This window comes from Streptomyces sp. NPDC058221 (genome assembly GCF_042882365.1).
Classification (GTDB): Bacteria; Actinomycetota; Actinomycetes; order Streptomycetales; family Streptomycetaceae; genus Streptomyces.
The window spans coordinates 38,292-54,790 of record NZ_JBHVWF010000009.1 but is presented as its reverse complement, the minus strand read 5'-3'; the positions used below and the strand labels follow the sequence as shown (position 1 = coordinate 54,790).

Genomic DNA, 16,499 nt, shown 5'->3' with positions numbered 1-16,499 from the left:
GGGGTCGTACCGGGGGTCATTGCGGTGGTTGAACGGCGCCGCTAACACTGGTTGACGTCGCCGAGCACCGCAGCGTCCACCGGAACGGACAGCGGTCAACGAGCACCGGGCCAGGCACGATTCGGGCCGGCGGGCGACTCAACCGTTCCCGACGTTAGGTTCCCTGTGTCGTTCGCCAGCACCCTTCTCGCCAAGCCCCGCACCGCCCGTCGCAAGACCGTCATGGCCGGCGCCGCCGTACTCCTCAGCGCAGGCGGCCTGACCATGGGCGCGACATCGGCCATGGCCGCTCCGTCCGCCGCGCCGGCCTCCTCCGGCGGCAGTGCGCAGGACACGGCCAGGCAGATGATCGGTGACGACGCGCAGTTCCAGTGCTTCAGCAACATCGTCAGCCACGAGAGCGGCTGGAACCCGAGCGCGACCAACGCCTCCTCCGGCGCGTACGGCCTGGTCCAGGCCCTGCCCGGTTCGAAGATGGCGTCCGCGGGCTCCGACTGGCAGACCAACGCCGGCACCCAGATCAAGTGGGGCATGGACTACATGAACTCCCGCTACGGCAGCCCGTGCGGCGCCTGGGAGTTCTGGCAGTCCAACAGCTGGTACTGAGCCGGCCCGGAGCTCCTCCGGCAGCAGGCGACGGCCCCGACCGCAGTGCGGTCGGGGCCGTCGTCGTCCGCGTACGACGTCAGTGCCGCGCCGCCGATGCCGCGTCGAACCAGCGGACGATCTGCGGTCCGGACTTCAGATACGTCTCGTTGTGGCTGGTCGTGCCCTGGTCGATCACCGGCGCCCGCACGCCCCGCTTCGCCAGATCGGCCGCGCAGCTGCGGGCGTTGGCGATGGGGACGTCGGTGTCGCCCGACGAGGAGTAGAGACGTACCGGAACGTCCGGCTTCCAGGCGCAGTTGCCGTCCTGGGCGCGGATGACCGCGAGCAGGGCGCCGGTCGGGTGCTGGATCTTCTCGTAGTACTCGTCCGTGAGCAGTTCCTTCAGCGTCGCGGGGAGGGCCGGGATGATCTCCTCCTCGAAGTGGTTGGTGTCGAAGAGGTCGTCGACGATGTCCGCGTACGGCTCCCGGAACGCTTCGGACGGGTCCTTCCAAAGCGGGTGGAGCCGGTTCTGCGCGGTGAGGAAGTACGTCATGTAGAAGAGGGCGCTGGTGTCGTTGACCCTGCCGTCGAAGATGGCGGGTGTCTCGGCGTGCTCCAGGTCGTACGGACCAGAGACGGGGGCCAGCGCCCGCAGGGTGAGCCGGCGGTCGGCACCGCCTTCGAGCGCCTTGCCCAGCGCCATGGCGACCTGGCCGCCCTGCGAGAAGCCGCTCGCGTACACGTCGCCGGTGAGCGGGCGGCCCAGCCGCAGGGCGGCGGTGCGCGAGGCGCGGAGCATGTCGAGCGACGCGGTGACGCCGGAGCCGGTGTCCATGTACGGGTGGAGGCCCGGGCCCTTGCCCAGGCCCAGGTAGTCGGGTGCGGCGACCGCCCGGCCCGCCGAGGCCTGGAGATAGGCGGCGTAGCGGCCGGAGTCCTCGGTGGCCGAGGGCGCGTAGTCGCGGTGAGCCATCGTGCCGTGGGTGTCGGAGACCAGGTCCAGCCGGTGGGCGCCACCCTCGGGGAGCACGAAGAGGCCGGTGGCGGTGGTGGGTCCACCCTGCGGGGTGACGGTGCGGTAGGTGAGGCGGTAGGCCCGGACGCCGTGCCGGACGGTGCCCGTGTCCATGCCCGCCGAGGCGAGGAAGTCCGCGACGCCGTCCCGGTCGTGGGTGGCGACGGGGGTGAGAGCGATGAGTTCGCCGCGCGCGTCGTGCCGCCCGGCGGCCGGTGCGGACGTGTGCTGTTCGGGTGCCTGCCGGCCGGTCACCGGCTGCCCGGCCGCCGCGGCGGGCACCGCGCCCAGTGCGACGAGAACCACCACCGTGGCGGCCGCCAGGACCCGTCGACTGCCGGTCGTCCTGGTGGAGTTGCTCGCGTTGTTTTCCATGACCACGACGCTAGGCAGCCGTGGCCGGGGCCGACATCCGCGTACACCCCCGGCCGAGGGTGTATCCAACGACACCCTCGGGCTGAGGAGCTCCCCCGGCCATGCCCCGCCGCACAGGCCCTACAGACGCTGGATGATCGTGCCGGTGGCCAGCGCACCGCCCGCACACATGGTGATCAGAGCGAACTCCTTGTCCCTTCGCTCGAGTTCATGCAGCGCGGTGGTGATCAGCCGGGCCCCGGTGGCGCCGACCGGGTGGCCGAGCGCGATGGCACCCCCGTTGACGTTGACCTTCTCCAGATCCTGCTCGAAGACCTGCGCCCAGCTCAGCACCACGGACGCGAAGGCCTCGTTGATCTCCACGAGGTCGATGTCCTTGAGCGACATCCCGGCCTTGCCGAGCACCGCACGGGTGGCGTCGACGGGGCCGTCGAGGTGGAAGTGCGGGTCGGAGCCGACCAGCGCCTGGGCCACGATCCGGGCCCGCGGCTTGAGTTTGAGCGCCCGCGCCATGCGCTTGGACGCCCACATGATCGCGCAGGCGCCGTCGGATATCTGCGAGGAGTTGCCCGCGGTGTGGATGGCGGTGGGCATCACCGGCTTGAGCCCGGCGAGCCCTTCCATCGTGGTGTCCCGCAGCCCCTCGTCGCGGTCGACCAGCCGCCACATGCCCTGCCCCGCGGCCTGTTCCGCCTCGGTGGTGGGCACCTGGACGGCGTACGTCTCCCGTTTGAAACGCTCCTCGGCCCAGGCGACGGCCGCCCGCTCCTGGGAGATCAGGCCGAGCGAGTCCACCCGGGCGCGCGTGAGGCCGCGCTTGCGGGCGATGCGCTCGGCGGCCTCGAACTGGTTGGGCAGGTCGACGTTCCACTCGTCGGGCCAGGGCTTACCGGGCCCGTGCTTGGAGCCGCTGCCGAGCGGCACCCGCGACATCGCCTCGACGCCGCAGCTGATGCCGACGTCGATCACCCCGGCCGCGACCATGTTGGCGACCATGTGGGAGGCCTGCTGCGAGGAGCCGCACTGGCAGTCCACGGTCGTCGCGGCGGTCTCGTACGGAAGCCCCACGGTGAGCCAGGCGTTGCGCGCGGGGTTCATGGACTGTTCGCCGGCGTGGGTGACGGTGCCGCCGACGATCTGTTCGACGCAGTCGGCGTGGATGCCGGTCCGGCCGAGAAGTTCACGGTAGGTCTCACCCAGCAGATAGGCGGGGTGCAGATTGGCGAGCGCGCCTCCGCGCCTGCCGATGGGGGTGCGTACGGCTTCGACGATGACGGGTTCCGCGGCCATGAGCTCGTCCTCTCCTCGCACTTCCGCAGAGGCGTCCCGGCGCCCACGGAAGGAACTAGTACGCGTTCTAGTTCTGCGTGCAGTCTTATGAGGATTACCCCGGGTACGCAAGGGTCTTGCACGGACCATGCCCACCCTTCACAGGCAGCACCCACCACAAACCAGCCCGGTTCACCACCGCTTCACGCAACAGATCCGGCCACGCCTCTTGCCACTTGTAGAACTCGTTACTACCTTTCGGGCAACTTCTGATGGGTCGTCAGACAAACCCCGGGCGACTCTCGGACCGACCTGGCGTTCTTGACCTGGAGCTGCCGATGCCCTGCCCCCATCTGCCCGAAGGGTTCGACTTCACCGACCCCGACCTGCTCCAATCCCGCATTCCGCACCCCGAGTTCGCCCGGATGCGGGAGACCGCGCCGGTCTGGTGGTGCACCCAGCCCGCCGGTATCTCCGGCTTCGACGACGAGGGCTACTGGGTCGTCACCCGGCACGCGGACGTCAAGTACGTCTCGACCCGCCCCGAGCTCTTCTCGTCCAACACCAACACCGCGGTGATCCGCTTCAACGAGACGATCAGCCGCGACCAGATCGACGTCCAGAAGCTGATCATGCTGAACATGGACCCGCCGGAGCACACCCGGGTCCGGCAGATCGTCCAGCGCGGCTTCACGCCCCGCGCCATCCGCTCGCTGGAGCAGGCGCTGCGCACCCGGGCGCGCTCGATCGTCGAGACGGCGCAGGCCGCCGCGGACGACGACGGCTCGTTCGACTTCGTCAACAACATCGCCGTCGAACTCCCGCTCCAGGCCATCGCCGAGCTCATCGGCGTACCGCAGGAGGACCGGACCCGGATCTTCGACTGGTCCAACAAGATGGCCTCGTACGACGATCCGGAGTACGCGATCACCGAGGAGATCGGCGCCGAGGCGGCCATGGAGCTCGTCTCGTACTCGATGAACCTCGCGGCGGCACGCAAGGAGTGCCCGGCCAAGGACATCGTCTCCCAGCTGGTCGCCGCGGAGGGCGAGGGGAACCTGCTGTCCGACGAGTTCGGCTTCTTCGTCATCCTGCTCGCCGTGGCCGGGAACGAGACCACCCGCAACGCCATCAGCCACGGCATGCACGCGTTCCTGACCCACCCCGAGCAGTGGGAGCTCTACAAGCGCGACCGGCCGGGGACGACCGCCGAGGAGATCGTCCGCTGGGCGACGCCCGTGGTCTCCTTCCAGCGGACCGCGACCCAGGACCTCGAACTGGGCGGACAGCAGATCAAGAAGGGCGACCGGGTCGGGCTGTTCTACTCCTCGGCCAATAACGACCCGGAGGTCTTCGAGAACCCGGAGACCTTCGACATCACCCGCGACCCCAATCCGCACCTCGGTTTCGGTGGCGGCGGCCCGCACTTCTGCCTGGGCAAGTCCCTGGCCGTGATGGAGATCGACCTGATCTTCAACGCCATCGCCGACGCGCTGCCGGATCTGCGGCTGGTCGGCGATCCACGACGGCTGCGGTCGGCCTGGCTCAACGGCATCAAGCAGCTCCAGGTGAGCGCCACGAGCGGCTGAGGGCGGGGCGGGACTCCGGGCGGGCGTTCCGGATCATGGCCGGTATGCACGCCCTGCTCTCCGCTTTCACGCCGATCTGGATACTGACCGCCGTCGGTTACGCGGTCGGCCGCAGCGCCCTCCTCGGGGTGCGGGCCGAAGCCGTGCTGGGCCGGTTCGCCTTCCATGTCGCCATGCCCGCCGCCCTGTTCGGCATGGTGTCGGGGGCGCGACCGGCCTCCTTCGCGCATCCGGCGATGGTGGCGTTCGCGGCGGGGACCGCTCCGGTGACCGCTCTGGGGTATGTGGTGGCCCGAAGGGGTGCCGGGGACATTTCGGTGTCCTCGGCACCCCTTCGGTGCGCGGTGCGCAGGTGCGGGCCGACGCCGGTGGCTACGCCTTGCCGGCCGGGGCCTCGCCGCTCACCCTCGGCACCGGGTCGGACACCGCCATCCCGTCCGGTGGCCGGGTGACAGCCGGTGGCCCGGCGGCCTTCGCGGCGGGCTCGGGCTCCTGCAGCCTGCGCGGCCCGGACAGCACATGGGTCAGCCCGAAGCCGAGCGCGACCACGGTCGCCCCGCCCACCGCGTCGAGCACCCAGTGGTTGCCCGTCGCGATGATCGTGGAGACCGTGAACAGCGGGTGCAGCACCCCCAGCAGCTTCATCCAGACCTTCGGCGCGAGCATCACGATCACCACACCGCACCACAGCGACCAGCCGAAGTGCAGCGAGGGCATCGCGGCGTACTGGTTGGTCACCCCGGTCAGCGTGCCGTAGTCGGGCTTCGCAAAGTCCTGGACGCCGTGGACGGTGTCGATGAAGCCGAGTCCCGGCATCAGCCGCGGCGGGGCCAGCGGGTAGAGCCAGAACCCGACCAGGGCCAGGAGTGTGGCGAAGCCGATGGAGCTGCGGACCCAGCGGTAGTCCGCGGGGCGGCGTACGTACAGCACACCGAGGATCGCGAGCGGAACGATGAAGTGGAACGTCGAGTAGTAGTAGTCGAAGAAGTCCCGCAGCCAGGTGACGCTGACGACCGTGTGGTTGACCCAGTGCTCGAAGTCGATGTGCAGCCACTGCTCGGCCGAGTGGATCTGCCGGCCGTGGTGCTCGGCGGTGGCACGGTCCGCCGTCGCGGCCAGCCTGACGTACTGGTAGGCGGAGTAGACGACCCTGATCAGCAGGAGTTCCAGCAGCAGGTTGGGCCGGCTGAGCACCCGCCGCCAGACCGGCAGCAGCGGCACCCTGCTCCAGCGGGCCGGGACCGGAGCCGCGTAAGCGGTGGGTACCGGCTGCTGCCAGTGCGGCGAGGTCCGCGGCAGGAACGGGGCGGCGCACGCGGCCCCGAGCGCGGCGATCAGCAGCACGTTGTCGCGTACCGGGAAGACCGCCTCGATGTTCGGCAGCAGCATCTTGCCGGGCAGCGTGATCACCAGGACCACGACGGCAGGCCACACCATCCGGTCCGAGGCCCGCTTGCCGACCCGGCCGACCACGGCGAGCAGCACCCACAGCAGCTGGTGCTGCCAGGCGGTCGGTGAGACGGCGACGGCGACACAGCCGGTCACGGCCACGGCGAGCAGCAGCTGGCCGTCGCGCGCATAGCGTGTGGCGCGGCGCAGGCCGAACCAGCAGACGGCCGCGGCCAGCACCAGGAAGAGCGCGATCTCCAGCGGGCCCTCAAGGCCGAATCGGAGCAGGGCGCCGTGCAGGGACTGGTTGGCGAGGCTGTCCGCCTGGTCGCCGAGGCCGGCCCCGGCGACGTGGTGCACCCAGTACGTCCACGAGTCGTGCGGCATCGCCGCCCAGGCCAGTGCCGTGCAGGCCGCGAACGCGACGCCGCCGGTCAGTGCCGCCCGGCGTCTCCCGGTCAGCCAGAGCAGCACCGCGAAGAGCAGGACGGCCGGCTGGAGCGCGGCCGCGATCCCGATCAGGACGCCCGAGGCGCGCTCTCCGCGGACCGTGAAGCAGGCGACGAGCACGAGGAGGACCGGCAGGATGCTGGTCTGGCCGAGGTTGAGGGCGTTGCGGACCGGCAGCGAGAGCATCAGGAGACTGATCGCGACGGGCGCGGCGAGCAGCGTCGTACGTCTGCTGACCGGGCTCGGCAGGGCGCGCGCCGCGATGATGCCGAGCGCGGCGACGAGCAGCAGCGAACCGAAGGTCCAGGCGACCCCGAGGCTCTGTTCGGCGGTCCGGGCCAGTGGCTTCAGCACGAGTCCGGCGAAGGGCGTCCCGGTGAACCGGTCGGTGTCGTAGAGCGAGCCCGTCACATGAAGCACACCGTTCTCACCGATCCAGGTCTCCAGATCGGTGAGCCGTTCGCCAGGCGGCTGCCGCAGCACCACCGCCATCTGCCGAACGGCCAACGCGGCCACAACCAGCCAGAGCACGGCCCGTACCGCGCCGGTCCTCGCCCCTGTCGTCGCATCTCCGCGCACACTGTGCTCCGCATTCGCCACGCTGCGCCGACCCTCCCGCCGTCTAGTGCCGACCCTCGATCCGGGCATGCTGTGAAACCTTCGCATTGCGCTATGAGGTAGACACAATCAACCCCCTCTTCGCCTGACTGTCATCCCGCTTTTGTCCGAAAGAATGCTCGGCGGGGCAATCCGGACAGGGCGGCCCGCCCGGAACCGGCCGGGCCGCACCCACGTCTGAGCCCGTGATCAGGGCTACGGGGGGACCGGCGTATGCAATGGGCAGGAACAGGTCAGGGAGTACTGGCCGGATCACGTGCGTGGGCGGTCCGTGCGCTCTCGCTGGTCATGGTGCTTGCGGCACTGCAGCTGGGGTCGCTGATCGCACCGGCGTACGCCTGCGGCTGCGGGGCGATGGTCGTGGACCGCGACAGCACGGTGGCGGTCGACCGGGAGACGTCCGTGATCGACTGGGACGGCAGCACCGAGGAGATCGTGATGCAGCTCACGGTCCGCGGGAACGCGCCGGATGCGGCGTGGATCATGCCCGTGCCGCACCGCGCCTCGGTCGGGCTCGGTGACGCCTCGCTCTTCTCCGAGCTCGACACCCTCACCGCGCCGGTCCATGAGACCCGGCACTACTTCTGGCCGCGCGCCGACGACTGGCCGTTCGGCGGTTCGGACAACGTGTCCGGGGACGGCGCCGCCCGCCCCTCGGCCGCCGCCCCGGTCGGAGTGGTCGACCGGGAGCGGCTGGGGCCGTTCGACGTGGCCCGGCTGACCGCCACCGACCCCACGGCTCTGGAGGGCTGGCTCTCGGAGAACGGGTTCGAGCTCCCGGACCGGCTGTCGACGGCGCTGCGGCCCTACGTCGAGCAGAAGTGGGAGTACGTGGCCGTCCGCCTCGCCCCCGAGGAGAAGGGCGATCCGCTGCTCGGCCGGCTGGACCCGCTGCGGCTGCGTTTCGCCGGCGACGAGCTCGTCTACCCGATGCGGCTGTCCCGGCTGGCCACGACGCCGCAGTCCCTGGGTCTGTACGTACTGGCTGCGCACCGGATGGAACCGCGCGGCACGATCGGCGGGCAGCGGCCGGAGGTGACGTACGCGGGACGGGTCGACACCGGGCGGGACAGCGACGAGCACCCGGCCCTGGCCGCACTGACCGGCAGGAAGCCGGTGTTCGTCACGGCGATCGACCAGTCGTTCCCGCGGCCGGAGCTGATCGACGGCGACCACGAACTGCGGGCGACGGCCGCGGACACCCCGTACCGGACCACGTACTACCGGGACGAGCTGCTGACCGTCGGGCCCGTGCCGGCCTGGCTGCTGTCGCTGCTCGGAGGCGTCGCGGTGGCGGTCGCGGCGCCGCTGCTGGTGCTGCTGGCCCGGCGGCGGCGACCGGTGGTACCGCCGCCGCCGGTCACCGCCCCGCCGCCGCTGAGGTGACCGGGGCAGCGGGGCTCAGCCCGCCACCGGGATGTCCGCCTGCCAGCCCGTGAAGAGCGGGACCTCGCCGCTGCCGTCCAGGACCACGATCCCGAACGGGCGGTCGAAGGCGATGTGCCGGCAGCGTTCCGGCCCGGGCGCCGCGCTGCCGGGTGCGGCGAGGACGGTCACGGCCGCCGCCTGCACACCCTCCTCGGCGACCTTCACCACGGTCTCCTGCACCACCTGGTCGATCTTGAGCCGTTCGGGCGAGATCCCCGAGAAGTCGGCGGCGCCGGTCGTAGCAAGCCGTACGCCGAGCGCAGACAACTGATCGGCAACCTGAACATGCGTACGCAAGGTGAATCGCGGGACCGCGATACTCAGGACGTCCGCGTCCAGCGGGGTCCGCAGCGCCGCCGGCGCCCAGCCCGCGGGCAGTACGTCCGCCGCTCCCGCGCCCGGCTCGCCCAGCACCAGCCGGACCAGCGCCGGGACTCCGCCGGCCCGCTCGGTGCGGCAGCGCAGCTCGACGACCTGGGTGCCGCCCACCGTCCAGCCGGCCCACGGCCCCGGTGTGCCGTACATGGTCGGCACCTCACGGGTTGTCCCGGCCGCGTCGGTGAACGGCAGATCCTCGGTTTCCCCGGGCTCGAACGGCTCCTCCCAGCGCGCCTTCAGCGCCAGCACGTTGACGAGCACCAGCAGCATCTCGTCGCTGATGTCCAGCGGCAGACGCTCGATCAGCCCTCCGGTGGCCTCCCGTACCCATGCGTCGACCCCTGTGGTGTCCATCGGCCCGAACCCGATGTCCGCCAGCGCCTCCCGGTACTCCCGGTAGACCGGCACCCTGGTCCACACCCGGGTCGCCACCCCCAGCGCGTCGGTGGCCGCCAGCTCGCGCACCCCGGCCGTCACGGCGTCGGCGGCCTGCCGCTCCGCCACCCCCAGCACCGCCCGCAGCTCGTCGGCGGTCTCCCCGCGCGCGCCCGCCGCGACGACGGCCAGCGCCAGCCAGAGCCCGGCGGGCGAGCACACGAAGCTCCCGCCGCCGGCCGGCCCGGCCAGCTCCCGTATCCACCGCTCGCCGAGCCGCTGGACCGCCCCGGCCCCCGTCGTCGATCCCGTCTCCTGCGTCACCAATGCCCCCTGCACCCAATTCGCTTTTCCGTACGGTCGTGCGGAAGACAGAATGAACCAATGACGTGGACCGTGACGCCCGAACGCTTCGACACCCCCGACGCCGCGCTGCTGCGCCGGGACTACTACGACGAGGTCGCCAGCCGTTACTGGGAGCGGCCCGCGACCGCCGAGGAGATCGACGAGGGGCTCACCGACGACGGCGCCGAACTGCTGGTCCCGCCGACCGGTGAGTTCGTCGTCGGCCGCTTCGACGGGCGGGCGGCGGGCTGCGCCGGGCTGATCGTGAAGGGCGACGGGATCGGGGAGCTGACCCGGGTGTTCGTACGGCCCCGGGCGCGCGGCACGGGCGGCGGCGGGCTGCTGCTCGCGGCCGTCGAGAGCCGGGCGCGGGCCCTCGGCATCCGGCAGATCCGGCTCGACACCCGTAACGACCTGGTCGAGGCGCGCGGTCTGTACGCGAAACACGGCTACCTGGAGGTCCCGGCGTTCCACCACCGCCAGTACGCCGAGCACTGGTTCGCCAAGGAGCTCGGCGCCACCGTGTGACGGGCCCCCTCGCTCAGGCCTGGTGGTCGCGCCTCGGCTCCGGGCTGTGCGGCCGCTCCTTGCTCGACCCGCTCGTCTCGGCCGTCAGCTCCGACACCAGGGCGACCAGGTCGGTCGGCCGGTCCGGACCCCACCAGTCGCCCAGCAGCTCCGCCAGTGACTCCTCCCGGGCGTGCGAGAGCTTCACCACGGCCTCCGCGCCGGGTTCGGTGAGCACCATCTGCACGCCCACCCGGCGGGCCAGCCCGCGCTCCTCCAGCTGCCGGGCCGCCTCGCTGATCACCCGCAGCGGCACCGGGGCCACATCGGCGAGCCGGGCGGGCTCGACGGTGCCGTGCCGTTTGATGCGCAGCAGCATCCAGCTCGCGGCCGGCAGCAGGTCGAGGCCCGCCTTCTCGGTGATCTTCACATAGACCTCGCGGCGCCCCTCTCTGGTGGCGAGGACGGAGAGGGCGCGGGCGCATTCGTCGTACGAGGAGCGCTGGACCGGGTTGGACGCCAGGGTCTCGGTGGAGTCGGGGGCGGTCACCGAACCGCGCAGCTTGTCCTCCTTGAGCAGCCAGGCGAAGAGGAAGGCGATCAGGACGACGGGCGCCGCGTACAGGAACACATCGGTGATCGACGTGGAGTACGCGCTGAGCACGGGCTGGCGCAGGGCGCCGGGCAGCTGACCGACGGCGCGCGGGTCGGCGGCCAGCCCCTTCGCGCTGACCCCGGGCGGCAGCGGCCGGTCGGCGAGCGCCGCACCGAGCTTGTCGGTGAGCCGGTTGGTGAAGATGGTGCCGAAGATCGCGACACCGAACGAGGCGCCGATCGAGCGGAAGAAGGTCGCACCCGAGGTGGCGACGCCGAGGTCCTGGTAGGACACCGCGTTCTGCACGATCAGGACGAGGACCTGCATGACCAGGCCGAGCCCCGCGCCGAAGACGAAGAAGTAGAGGCTCATCTCCAGGGTGCTGCTGTCCTCCGTGAGCTGGTGCAGGAGCAGCAGGCCGATCGCGGTGATGCCGGTGCCGAGGATCGGGAAGATCTTCCAGCGGCCCGTACGGCTGACGATCTGGCCGGATCCGGTCGAGGTGAGGAGCAGGCCGAACACCATCGGGAGCATGTGAACGCCGGACATCGTCGGCGTGATGTCGTGCACCACCTGGAGGAACGTCGGCAGATAGGTCATCGCGCCGAACATGGCGAACCCGATGACGAAGCTGATCACGGCGACGAGACTGAAGGTCCTGATCCGGAACAGCTTCAGCGGCAGTACGGGCTCGACGGCGCGCCGCTCCACGAGAACGAAGGCGATCAGCAGCAGCACGGCGACCGCGGCGAGCACGATGATCTGCGCCGAGCCCCAGGCCCAGGTGGTTCCGCCGAGCGAGGCGACCAGGACCAGGCAGGTGGCGACCGAGGCGATGAGGAAGGTACCGAGGTAGTCGATCGTGTGCTTCGTCCGGCGGACCGGGATGTGCAGCACGGCGGCGATCACGGCGAGGGCGACGACGCCGATGGGGAGGTTGATGTAGAAGACCCAGCGCCAGCTGAGCTGTTCGGTGAAGAAGCCGCCGAGGAGCGGTCCGAGGACGCTCGTCGCACCGAACACAGCTCCGAACAGGCCCTGGTACTTGCCCCGTTCGCGCGGCGGGACGAGGTCGCCGACGATCGCCATCGACAGCACGATCAGGCCGCCACCGCCGAGTCCCTGGATGGCACGGAAGCCGATCAGCTGGGGCATGTTCTGGGCGATGCCGCAGAGCGCGGAGCCGACCAGGAAGATGACGATCGCGATCTGGAAGAGCCGCTTGCGCCCGTACTGGTCGCCGAGCTTGCCCCAGAGCGGGGTCGCGGCGGTCGACGCCAGCAGATAGGCCGTCACCACCCACGACAGATGCTCCAGACCGCCGAGGTCGCTGACGATGGTCGGCAGCGCTGTGGAGACGATGGTCTGGTCGAGTGCGGCGAGCAGCATGCCGAGCAGCAGCGCTCCGATCGCTACCAGGACCGACCGCGTGGAGCGGTCTTCGCCGGGGGCCGGGGCAGGGACCGGCGGGCTCGACTGCTGGGCCATGAACATCTCCTCGGATCCGCTACACCCCCATCCTGTCCGTTCTGTCTCGTTATGGCCTGCTGAGATGCCGCACGATTGGGCTTCCTGGCGGCGGGCTGCATAATCGCAGGCAGTTCAAGGGGAGGGGACCCACAATGACCGGACATATGTGCCCGGAGTGCGGTACGGACGGCAGACCCGGCGCCGGCCCGGACTGCGCCTGCGCGGAACGCGCGGCGCACCACGACGCCGGCCGACAGCGGACGGGTACCGGCCAGGAGGGCCCCGGCACCGGCCGTCAGCAGGCGAGTGCGGGAGTGGAGGGCCTCGGCACCGGCCGGCAGCAGACCGGCGCCGGGCAACAGGGCCTCGGCACCGGAAACGGGCAGACCGCCGAGCAGCGCCATGCCACCGAGCAGGAGCGAGCCGCCGAGCAGCACCGCATCGTCGAGGAGCACCACGCGGAACGGACCGCCGAGTTCGCAGCCGCGGAGGACTTCGACCCGCTGCGCATCCGGCCGTACGTGACGCTGGGCGACGCGGAAACGGCATCCGGCAGGCACGGGACGGACGGGGCCGCACCGGAGGGCCGTGCGAGGGACGCGGCCACCACGATGCCGTTGTTCCTGGACCCGGTGGGCCCGGGTCCGCTGCCGGGTGCCGCAGAGCCGGCCGGCCCGGACGGGCACCAGGGCGCCGCGACCCTCGCCGCCGGCCCGGACCCCGTACAGCCGAGGCGCCGCAGGCCCTTCGCGGCGCTGGCCGTGGGGGCGGCCGTCGTCGCGGTGGTGGGCACGGCGGCCTTCGTGGGCGGGCTGTTCGACGGGAGCCCGGACGGGGACACCGACCTGAACCCGGTCCTGCCCTCCACGGTGACCAGCCTCCCCGAGGAGAGCGCCGCACCGTCCGCCTCCGCGACGGCCTCCCCTTCCGCGTCGCCGTCCCGGTCGGCCACGGCGTCACCGTCCGCCAGCGCCTCCGCGTCCGCGTCCGCGTCCGCCTCGCCGTCCCCGTCGGCGAGCGCCTCGGCCTCCCGCTCCTCGTCCGCCGGACCGTCGAGCTCGACGGCGGCGTCCTCCCCGGCGGCCACGACGGACGCCGGGGACCGCGAACCGGTGGCTCCGCCCGCCCAGACCCAGAACGGTTCCACGCTGCGCCGCGGCGATCACGGGCCGGAAGTGGCCGAGCTGCAACGCCGGCTCCAGGAGGTCTGGCTCTTCCGCGGCCCCGCCGACGCCGACTTCACGGACCGGGTTGAGCAGGCCGTCAGCAATTTCCAGTCGTCGATGTACGTCCAGGGCGACCCGCAAGGGGTCTACGGACCCCACACCCGGCGGGCGCTGGAGGCGGTCACCACCGGCCGGGGACGCGACTGACCCGGCCCAGGAGGCCGGTCCGCGGCGGGATTGGCTTTCCTGGTCGGGTTTTTGTATCGTGATGGAACAAAGTGGCCCCCAACCGCACTCCCTGACCGGCGGGCGGGGGCCGCTTGACCTCTCTCCCCGCACCACCCGCCCGACCGCGCTGCCGCCCGACCGCGTCGCACGTCTTGCACCGTCGCCCGCCCTCGCGCGCAGTCCGCTTCCCCCGCTCTGGAGCCCGCCCATGCCGGCCACCGCCCTCACCGCCCGCGCCCTCCTCCTCGACATGGACGGCACCCTGGTGAATTCCGATGCCGTCGTGGAGCGCTGCTGGCGACGCTGGGCGCTGCGCCAGGGCCTGGACCCGGAGACCGCACTCAAGGTCGTCCACGGCCGGCAGGGGTACGCCACCATGGCGGTGCTCCTCCCGGACCGCCCGGTGGAGCAGAACTACGCGGACAACCGGGCGATGCTCGCGGAGGAGACCGCCGACACCGAGGGCGTCGTCCCGGTCGGTGGCGCAGGCGCCTTCATGGACGCGATCACCGCGCTCCCGCACGCCCTGGTCACCTCGGCCGACCGGGCGCTGGCGGAGGCCCGGATGACCGCGGCCGAGCTGCGGATGCCCGACCTCCGGATCACCGCCGAGAGCGTCGGCGCCAGCAAGCCCGACCCGGAGGGCTTCCTCAAGGGTGCGGCAGCGCTGGGCTTCGACCCGGCGGACTGCATCGTCTTCGAGGACTCCGAGGCAGGCATCGCCGCGGGCCGGGCGGCGGGCATGCGTGTCGTGGGCGTTGGCCCGCGCGCGGCGGCTTTCTCCCCGGACGCCCTGGTCGCGGACCTCACGCAGATCCGGGTCGAGGCAACGGCCGACGGCTCGATCGTGCTGCACATCGCCGCCTGAGCACCGAAGCTCCAGAGCACGCCCGCACCCCGAGCACTCCAGCACTCCCGCGCCCCGCGCCCCGCGCCCCGCGCCCCGCGCCCCGCAGATCCTGCCGCGCGTCAGCGTTCGGTGCTCCCGGACGCCCAGCCCGCCGCCCCGCGGTGCAGCCGCCCCCGCGCCACCAGTTCCAGCACGGTGGCGACGGCCGCCGCCTGTACGGCCATCAGGGCCACCAGCACGAACAGCTGTACGGCGCCCGCCTGTACCGGTGAGGCACCGCCCAGCAGCATGCCGACGAAGGCCCCGGGCAGCGTGACGAGCCCCACCGTCCTGGTCTGGTCGAGCCCCGGCAACAGCGCGTCGGAGGCCGCGGGCCGGGCGATCTCCAGCCGCGCCTCGCGGTCGAGGAACCCGAGCGCCATCGCCGCCTCCACCTCCCCGTTCCGGGTCGCCAGCTCGTCCAGCGCCCGTCGCCCGCCGAGCACCGTCGCCGTCAGGGCGCCCCCGATGAGGATGCCGGTCACCGGGATCAACGCGACGCCACGGACCGGCACAAGCCCGGTCAGCAGCAGCACCGCGACCACCGGCACGACGCCCACCCCGATCGGCACGGCCACCCATCGCCACGTGCGGTTATCGGTGAGGCGACGACCCGCGGTCCACACCGCGACGCCGAACATCAGCGCGATGAACGCGAACGTCGGCGCGACGGCGTGCACCACCCAGCCGATGAGCGAGGAGACCACGGCGAGCTGGACCGCCGCCCGCAGCCCGGCGAAAACGATCTGCCGCGACCGGCCGAGCGAGGCGAACGCGGCAATGCCCGCAGCCGCCGCGAGCAGCAGGACGAGGACGATCCCGAGCGTGACGTCGACCGGTAGCAGCACGCGGCCACCCTAGAGCCGCCGCAGTTCCGCCCGGTCCGTGTCTCCACCGGGTTCCACCGGACCGCCGGCCCACCTCCACCGGCGAGGGACTGCCGCCGCATCAGTTCCGTACGCCCGCGCACTCACTTGCGCACGCCCCCGCACACCGACCTCCTTCGTCAGACCCCTTGATGTGACGTGCCCATGTCGCCACTCTGTTACCTGGCGCCCACCCCACGGAAACCTGGCGCCGCCACGATGGCCGGGCCGTTTCGGACGATCCGCCCAAGGTCCCCCCACATCAAGGGAGTTCGCATGTCAGGTGTCTACGCGCGTCGCATCGCCGTCCTCGCCGCCTCGGCCGCCCTCGCCGCAACCACCGGCCTCCTCACCGCCCCCAGCGCCCAGGCGGCCATGCCCACCCCGGTGGCCGCGTCCACCGCCCGCACCTATCTGAGCCAGCTGACCGTGCAGGCCGAGGGCTCCTCCAGCGGTTACAGCAGGGACAAGTTCCCGCACTGGATCACCCAGTCGGGCGCCTGCAACACCCGCGAGGTCGTGCTGGAACGGGACGGGACGAACGTCCAACAGGACTCCAGCTGCGCCGCCGTCAGCGGCAGTTGGTACTCGGAGTACGACGGGGCCACCTGGACCGCCGCATCCGATCTGGACATCGACCACATGGTCCCGCTGGCCGAGGCCTGGCGGTCCGGCGCTTCCAGCTGGACCACCGCCCAACGACAGGCATACGCAAACGATCTGACGCGCCCCCAGCTCATCGCGGTCACCGACAACGTCAACCAGTCCAAGAGCGACAAGGACCCGGCGAAATGGCTCCCCTCGCGCGCCGCCTACAAGTGCACGTACGCGCGCGCGTGGGTGCACGTGAAGCACTACTACGACCTGACCGTCGACTCGGCCGAGAAGACCGCGCTGCAGTCCGTGCTCAACGACTGCTGAACGATCACTGAACGGCGGCCGGCCCGCTGACCGCC

General features: G+C 71.5%; 13 protein-coding genes. 7 read left to right on the top strand and 6 right to left on the bottom strand.

The features are described 5' to 3' along the window. Positions 1-165: 165 nt before the first annotated feature. Entirely contained in the window at positions 166-606 is a 441-nt protein-coding gene (locus tag ACFVW8_RS05265; RefSeq protein WP_389686231.1) for a transglycosylase SLT domain-containing protein, read from the top strand. Positions 607-685: 79 nt separating this feature from the next. Here the strand turns inward: ACFVW8_RS05265 and ACFVW8_RS05260 are convergent, their stop codons facing one another. Both ACFVW8_RS05260 and ACFVW8_RS05255 read right to left on the bottom strand, forming a co-directional pair. After that, positions 686-1,981 carry an alpha/beta hydrolase gene (locus ACFVW8_RS05260; RefSeq protein ID WP_389686230.1) on the bottom strand — a complete coding sequence of 432 codons (1,296 nt, stop codon included), beginning with the start codon at positions 1,979-1,981 and terminating at the stop codon, positions 686-688. A 120-nt stretch (positions 1,982-2,101) separates the two neighbouring features. Then, entirely contained in the window at positions 2,102-3,271 is a 1,170-nt protein-coding gene (locus tag ACFVW8_RS05255; protein ID WP_389686229.1) for a steroid 3-ketoacyl-CoA thiolase, read from the bottom strand. Between the two features lie 317 nt (positions 3,272-3,588). On the opposite strand from ACFVW8_RS05255, the gene ACFVW8_RS05250 reads away from it, so the two are divergent. After that, a complete protein-coding gene (locus ACFVW8_RS05250; RefSeq protein WP_389686228.1) occupies positions 3,589-4,839 on the top strand; it encodes a cytochrome P450 in 1,251 nt (416 codons plus the stop codon). 372 nt (positions 4,840-5,211) lie between these two features. Here ACFVW8_RS05250 and ACFVW8_RS05245 read toward each other — a convergent pair whose 3' ends face one another. Next, positions 5,212-7,209 carry a bifunctional glycosyltransferase 87/phosphatase PAP2 family protein gene (locus tag ACFVW8_RS05245; protein ID WP_389686296.1) on the bottom strand — a complete coding sequence of 666 codons (1,998 nt, stop codon included), beginning with the start codon at positions 7,207-7,209 and terminating at the stop codon, positions 5,212-5,214. A 375-nt stretch (positions 7,210-7,584) separates the two neighbouring features. Between ACFVW8_RS05245 and ACFVW8_RS05240 the strand changes: the two genes are divergently transcribed. Further along, positions 7,585-8,682, top strand: a complete 1,098-nt coding sequence (locus ACFVW8_RS05240; RefSeq protein WP_389686294.1) for a DUF2330 domain-containing protein — start codon at positions 7,585-7,587, stop codon at positions 8,680-8,682. 15 nt (positions 8,683-8,697) lie between these two features. Here ACFVW8_RS05240 and ACFVW8_RS05235 read toward each other — a convergent pair whose 3' ends face one another. Then, positions 8,698-9,801, bottom strand: coding sequence for a serpin family protein (locus ACFVW8_RS05235; RefSeq protein WP_389686227.1), 1,104 nt, complete (start codon positions 9,799-9,801; stop codon positions 8,698-8,700). 60 nt (positions 9,802-9,861) lie between these two features. Here ACFVW8_RS05235 and ACFVW8_RS05230 point away from each other — a divergent pair, with 60 nt between their 5' ends. Beyond that, the gene (locus tag ACFVW8_RS05230) at positions 9,862-10,350 is read left to right on the top strand and encodes a GNAT family N-acetyltransferase (protein WP_389686226.1); all 489 of its coding nucleotides are present in this window, start codon (positions 9,862-9,864) and stop codon (positions 10,348-10,350) included. Between the two features lie 13 nt (positions 10,351-10,363). On the opposite strand, the gene ACFVW8_RS05225 is transcribed toward ACFVW8_RS05230, so the two are convergent. Then, positions 10,364-12,412: a DHA2 family efflux MFS transporter permease subunit gene (locus ACFVW8_RS05225; RefSeq protein ID WP_389686225.1), complete on the bottom strand. Its 2,049-nt coding sequence runs from the start codon at positions 12,410-12,412 to the stop codon at positions 10,364-10,366. 134 nt (positions 12,413-12,546) lie between these two features. Here ACFVW8_RS05225 and ACFVW8_RS05220 point away from each other — a divergent pair, with 134 nt between their 5' ends. Further along, the gene (locus tag ACFVW8_RS05220) at positions 12,547-13,767 is read left to right on the top strand and encodes a peptidoglycan-binding protein (RefSeq protein WP_389686224.1); all 1,221 of its coding nucleotides are present in this window, start codon (positions 12,547-12,549) and stop codon (positions 13,765-13,767) included. A gap of 229 nt (positions 13,768-13,996) precedes the next feature. Then, positions 13,997-14,656: an HAD-IA family hydrolase gene (locus tag ACFVW8_RS05215; RefSeq protein WP_389686223.1), complete on the top strand. Its 660-nt coding sequence runs from the start codon at positions 13,997-13,999 to the stop codon at positions 14,654-14,656. Between the two features lie 101 nt (positions 14,657-14,757). On the opposite strand, the gene ACFVW8_RS05210 is transcribed toward ACFVW8_RS05215, so the two are convergent. Beyond that, entirely contained in the window at positions 14,758-15,525 is a 768-nt protein-coding gene (locus tag ACFVW8_RS05210) for an ABC transporter permease (protein ID WP_389686222.1), read from the bottom strand. 294 nt (positions 15,526-15,819) lie between these two features. Here ACFVW8_RS05210 and ACFVW8_RS05205 point away from each other — a divergent pair, with 294 nt between their 5' ends. Next, complete coding sequence (locus ACFVW8_RS05205) at positions 15,820-16,464, top strand: HNH endonuclease family protein (RefSeq protein WP_389686221.1); 645 nt, start codon at positions 15,820-15,822, stop codon at positions 16,462-16,464. Positions 16,465-16,499: the final 35 nt, after the last annotated feature.

Excerpts from the sequence above, each read along its gene's own strand:
- ACFVW8_RS05260 (WP_389686230.1), bottom strand. The coding sequence starts at position 1,981 with ATGGAAAACAACGCGAGCAACTCCACCAGGACGACCGGCAGTCGACGG.
- ACFVW8_RS05255 (WP_389686229.1), bottom strand. The coding sequence starts at position 3,271 with ATGGCCGCGGAACCCGTCATCGTCGAAGCCGTACGCACCCCCATCGGC.
- ACFVW8_RS05250 (WP_389686228.1), top strand. The coding sequence starts at position 3,589 with ATGCCCTGCCCCCATCTGCCCGAAGGGTTCGACTTCACCGACCCCGAC.
- ACFVW8_RS05240 (WP_389686294.1), top strand. The coding sequence starts at position 7,585 with ATGGTGCTTGCGGCACTGCAGCTGGGGTCGCTGATCGCACCGGCGTAC.
- ACFVW8_RS05230 (WP_389686226.1), top strand. The coding sequence starts at position 9,862 with ATGACGTGGACCGTGACGCCCGAACGCTTCGACACCCCCGACGCCGCG.
- ACFVW8_RS05225 (WP_389686225.1), bottom strand. The coding sequence starts at position 12,412 with ATGGCCCAGCAGTCGAGCCCGCCGGTCCCTGCCCCGGCCCCCGGCGAA.
- ACFVW8_RS05220 (WP_389686224.1), top strand. The coding sequence starts at position 12,547 with ATGACCGGACATATGTGCCCGGAGTGCGGTACGGACGGCAGACCCGGC.
- ACFVW8_RS05215 (WP_389686223.1), top strand. The coding sequence starts at position 13,997 with ATGCCGGCCACCGCCCTCACCGCCCGCGCCCTCCTCCTCGACATGGAC.
- ACFVW8_RS05205 (WP_389686221.1), top strand. The coding sequence starts at position 15,820 with ATGTCAGGTGTCTACGCGCGTCGCATCGCCGTCCTCGCCGCCTCGGCC.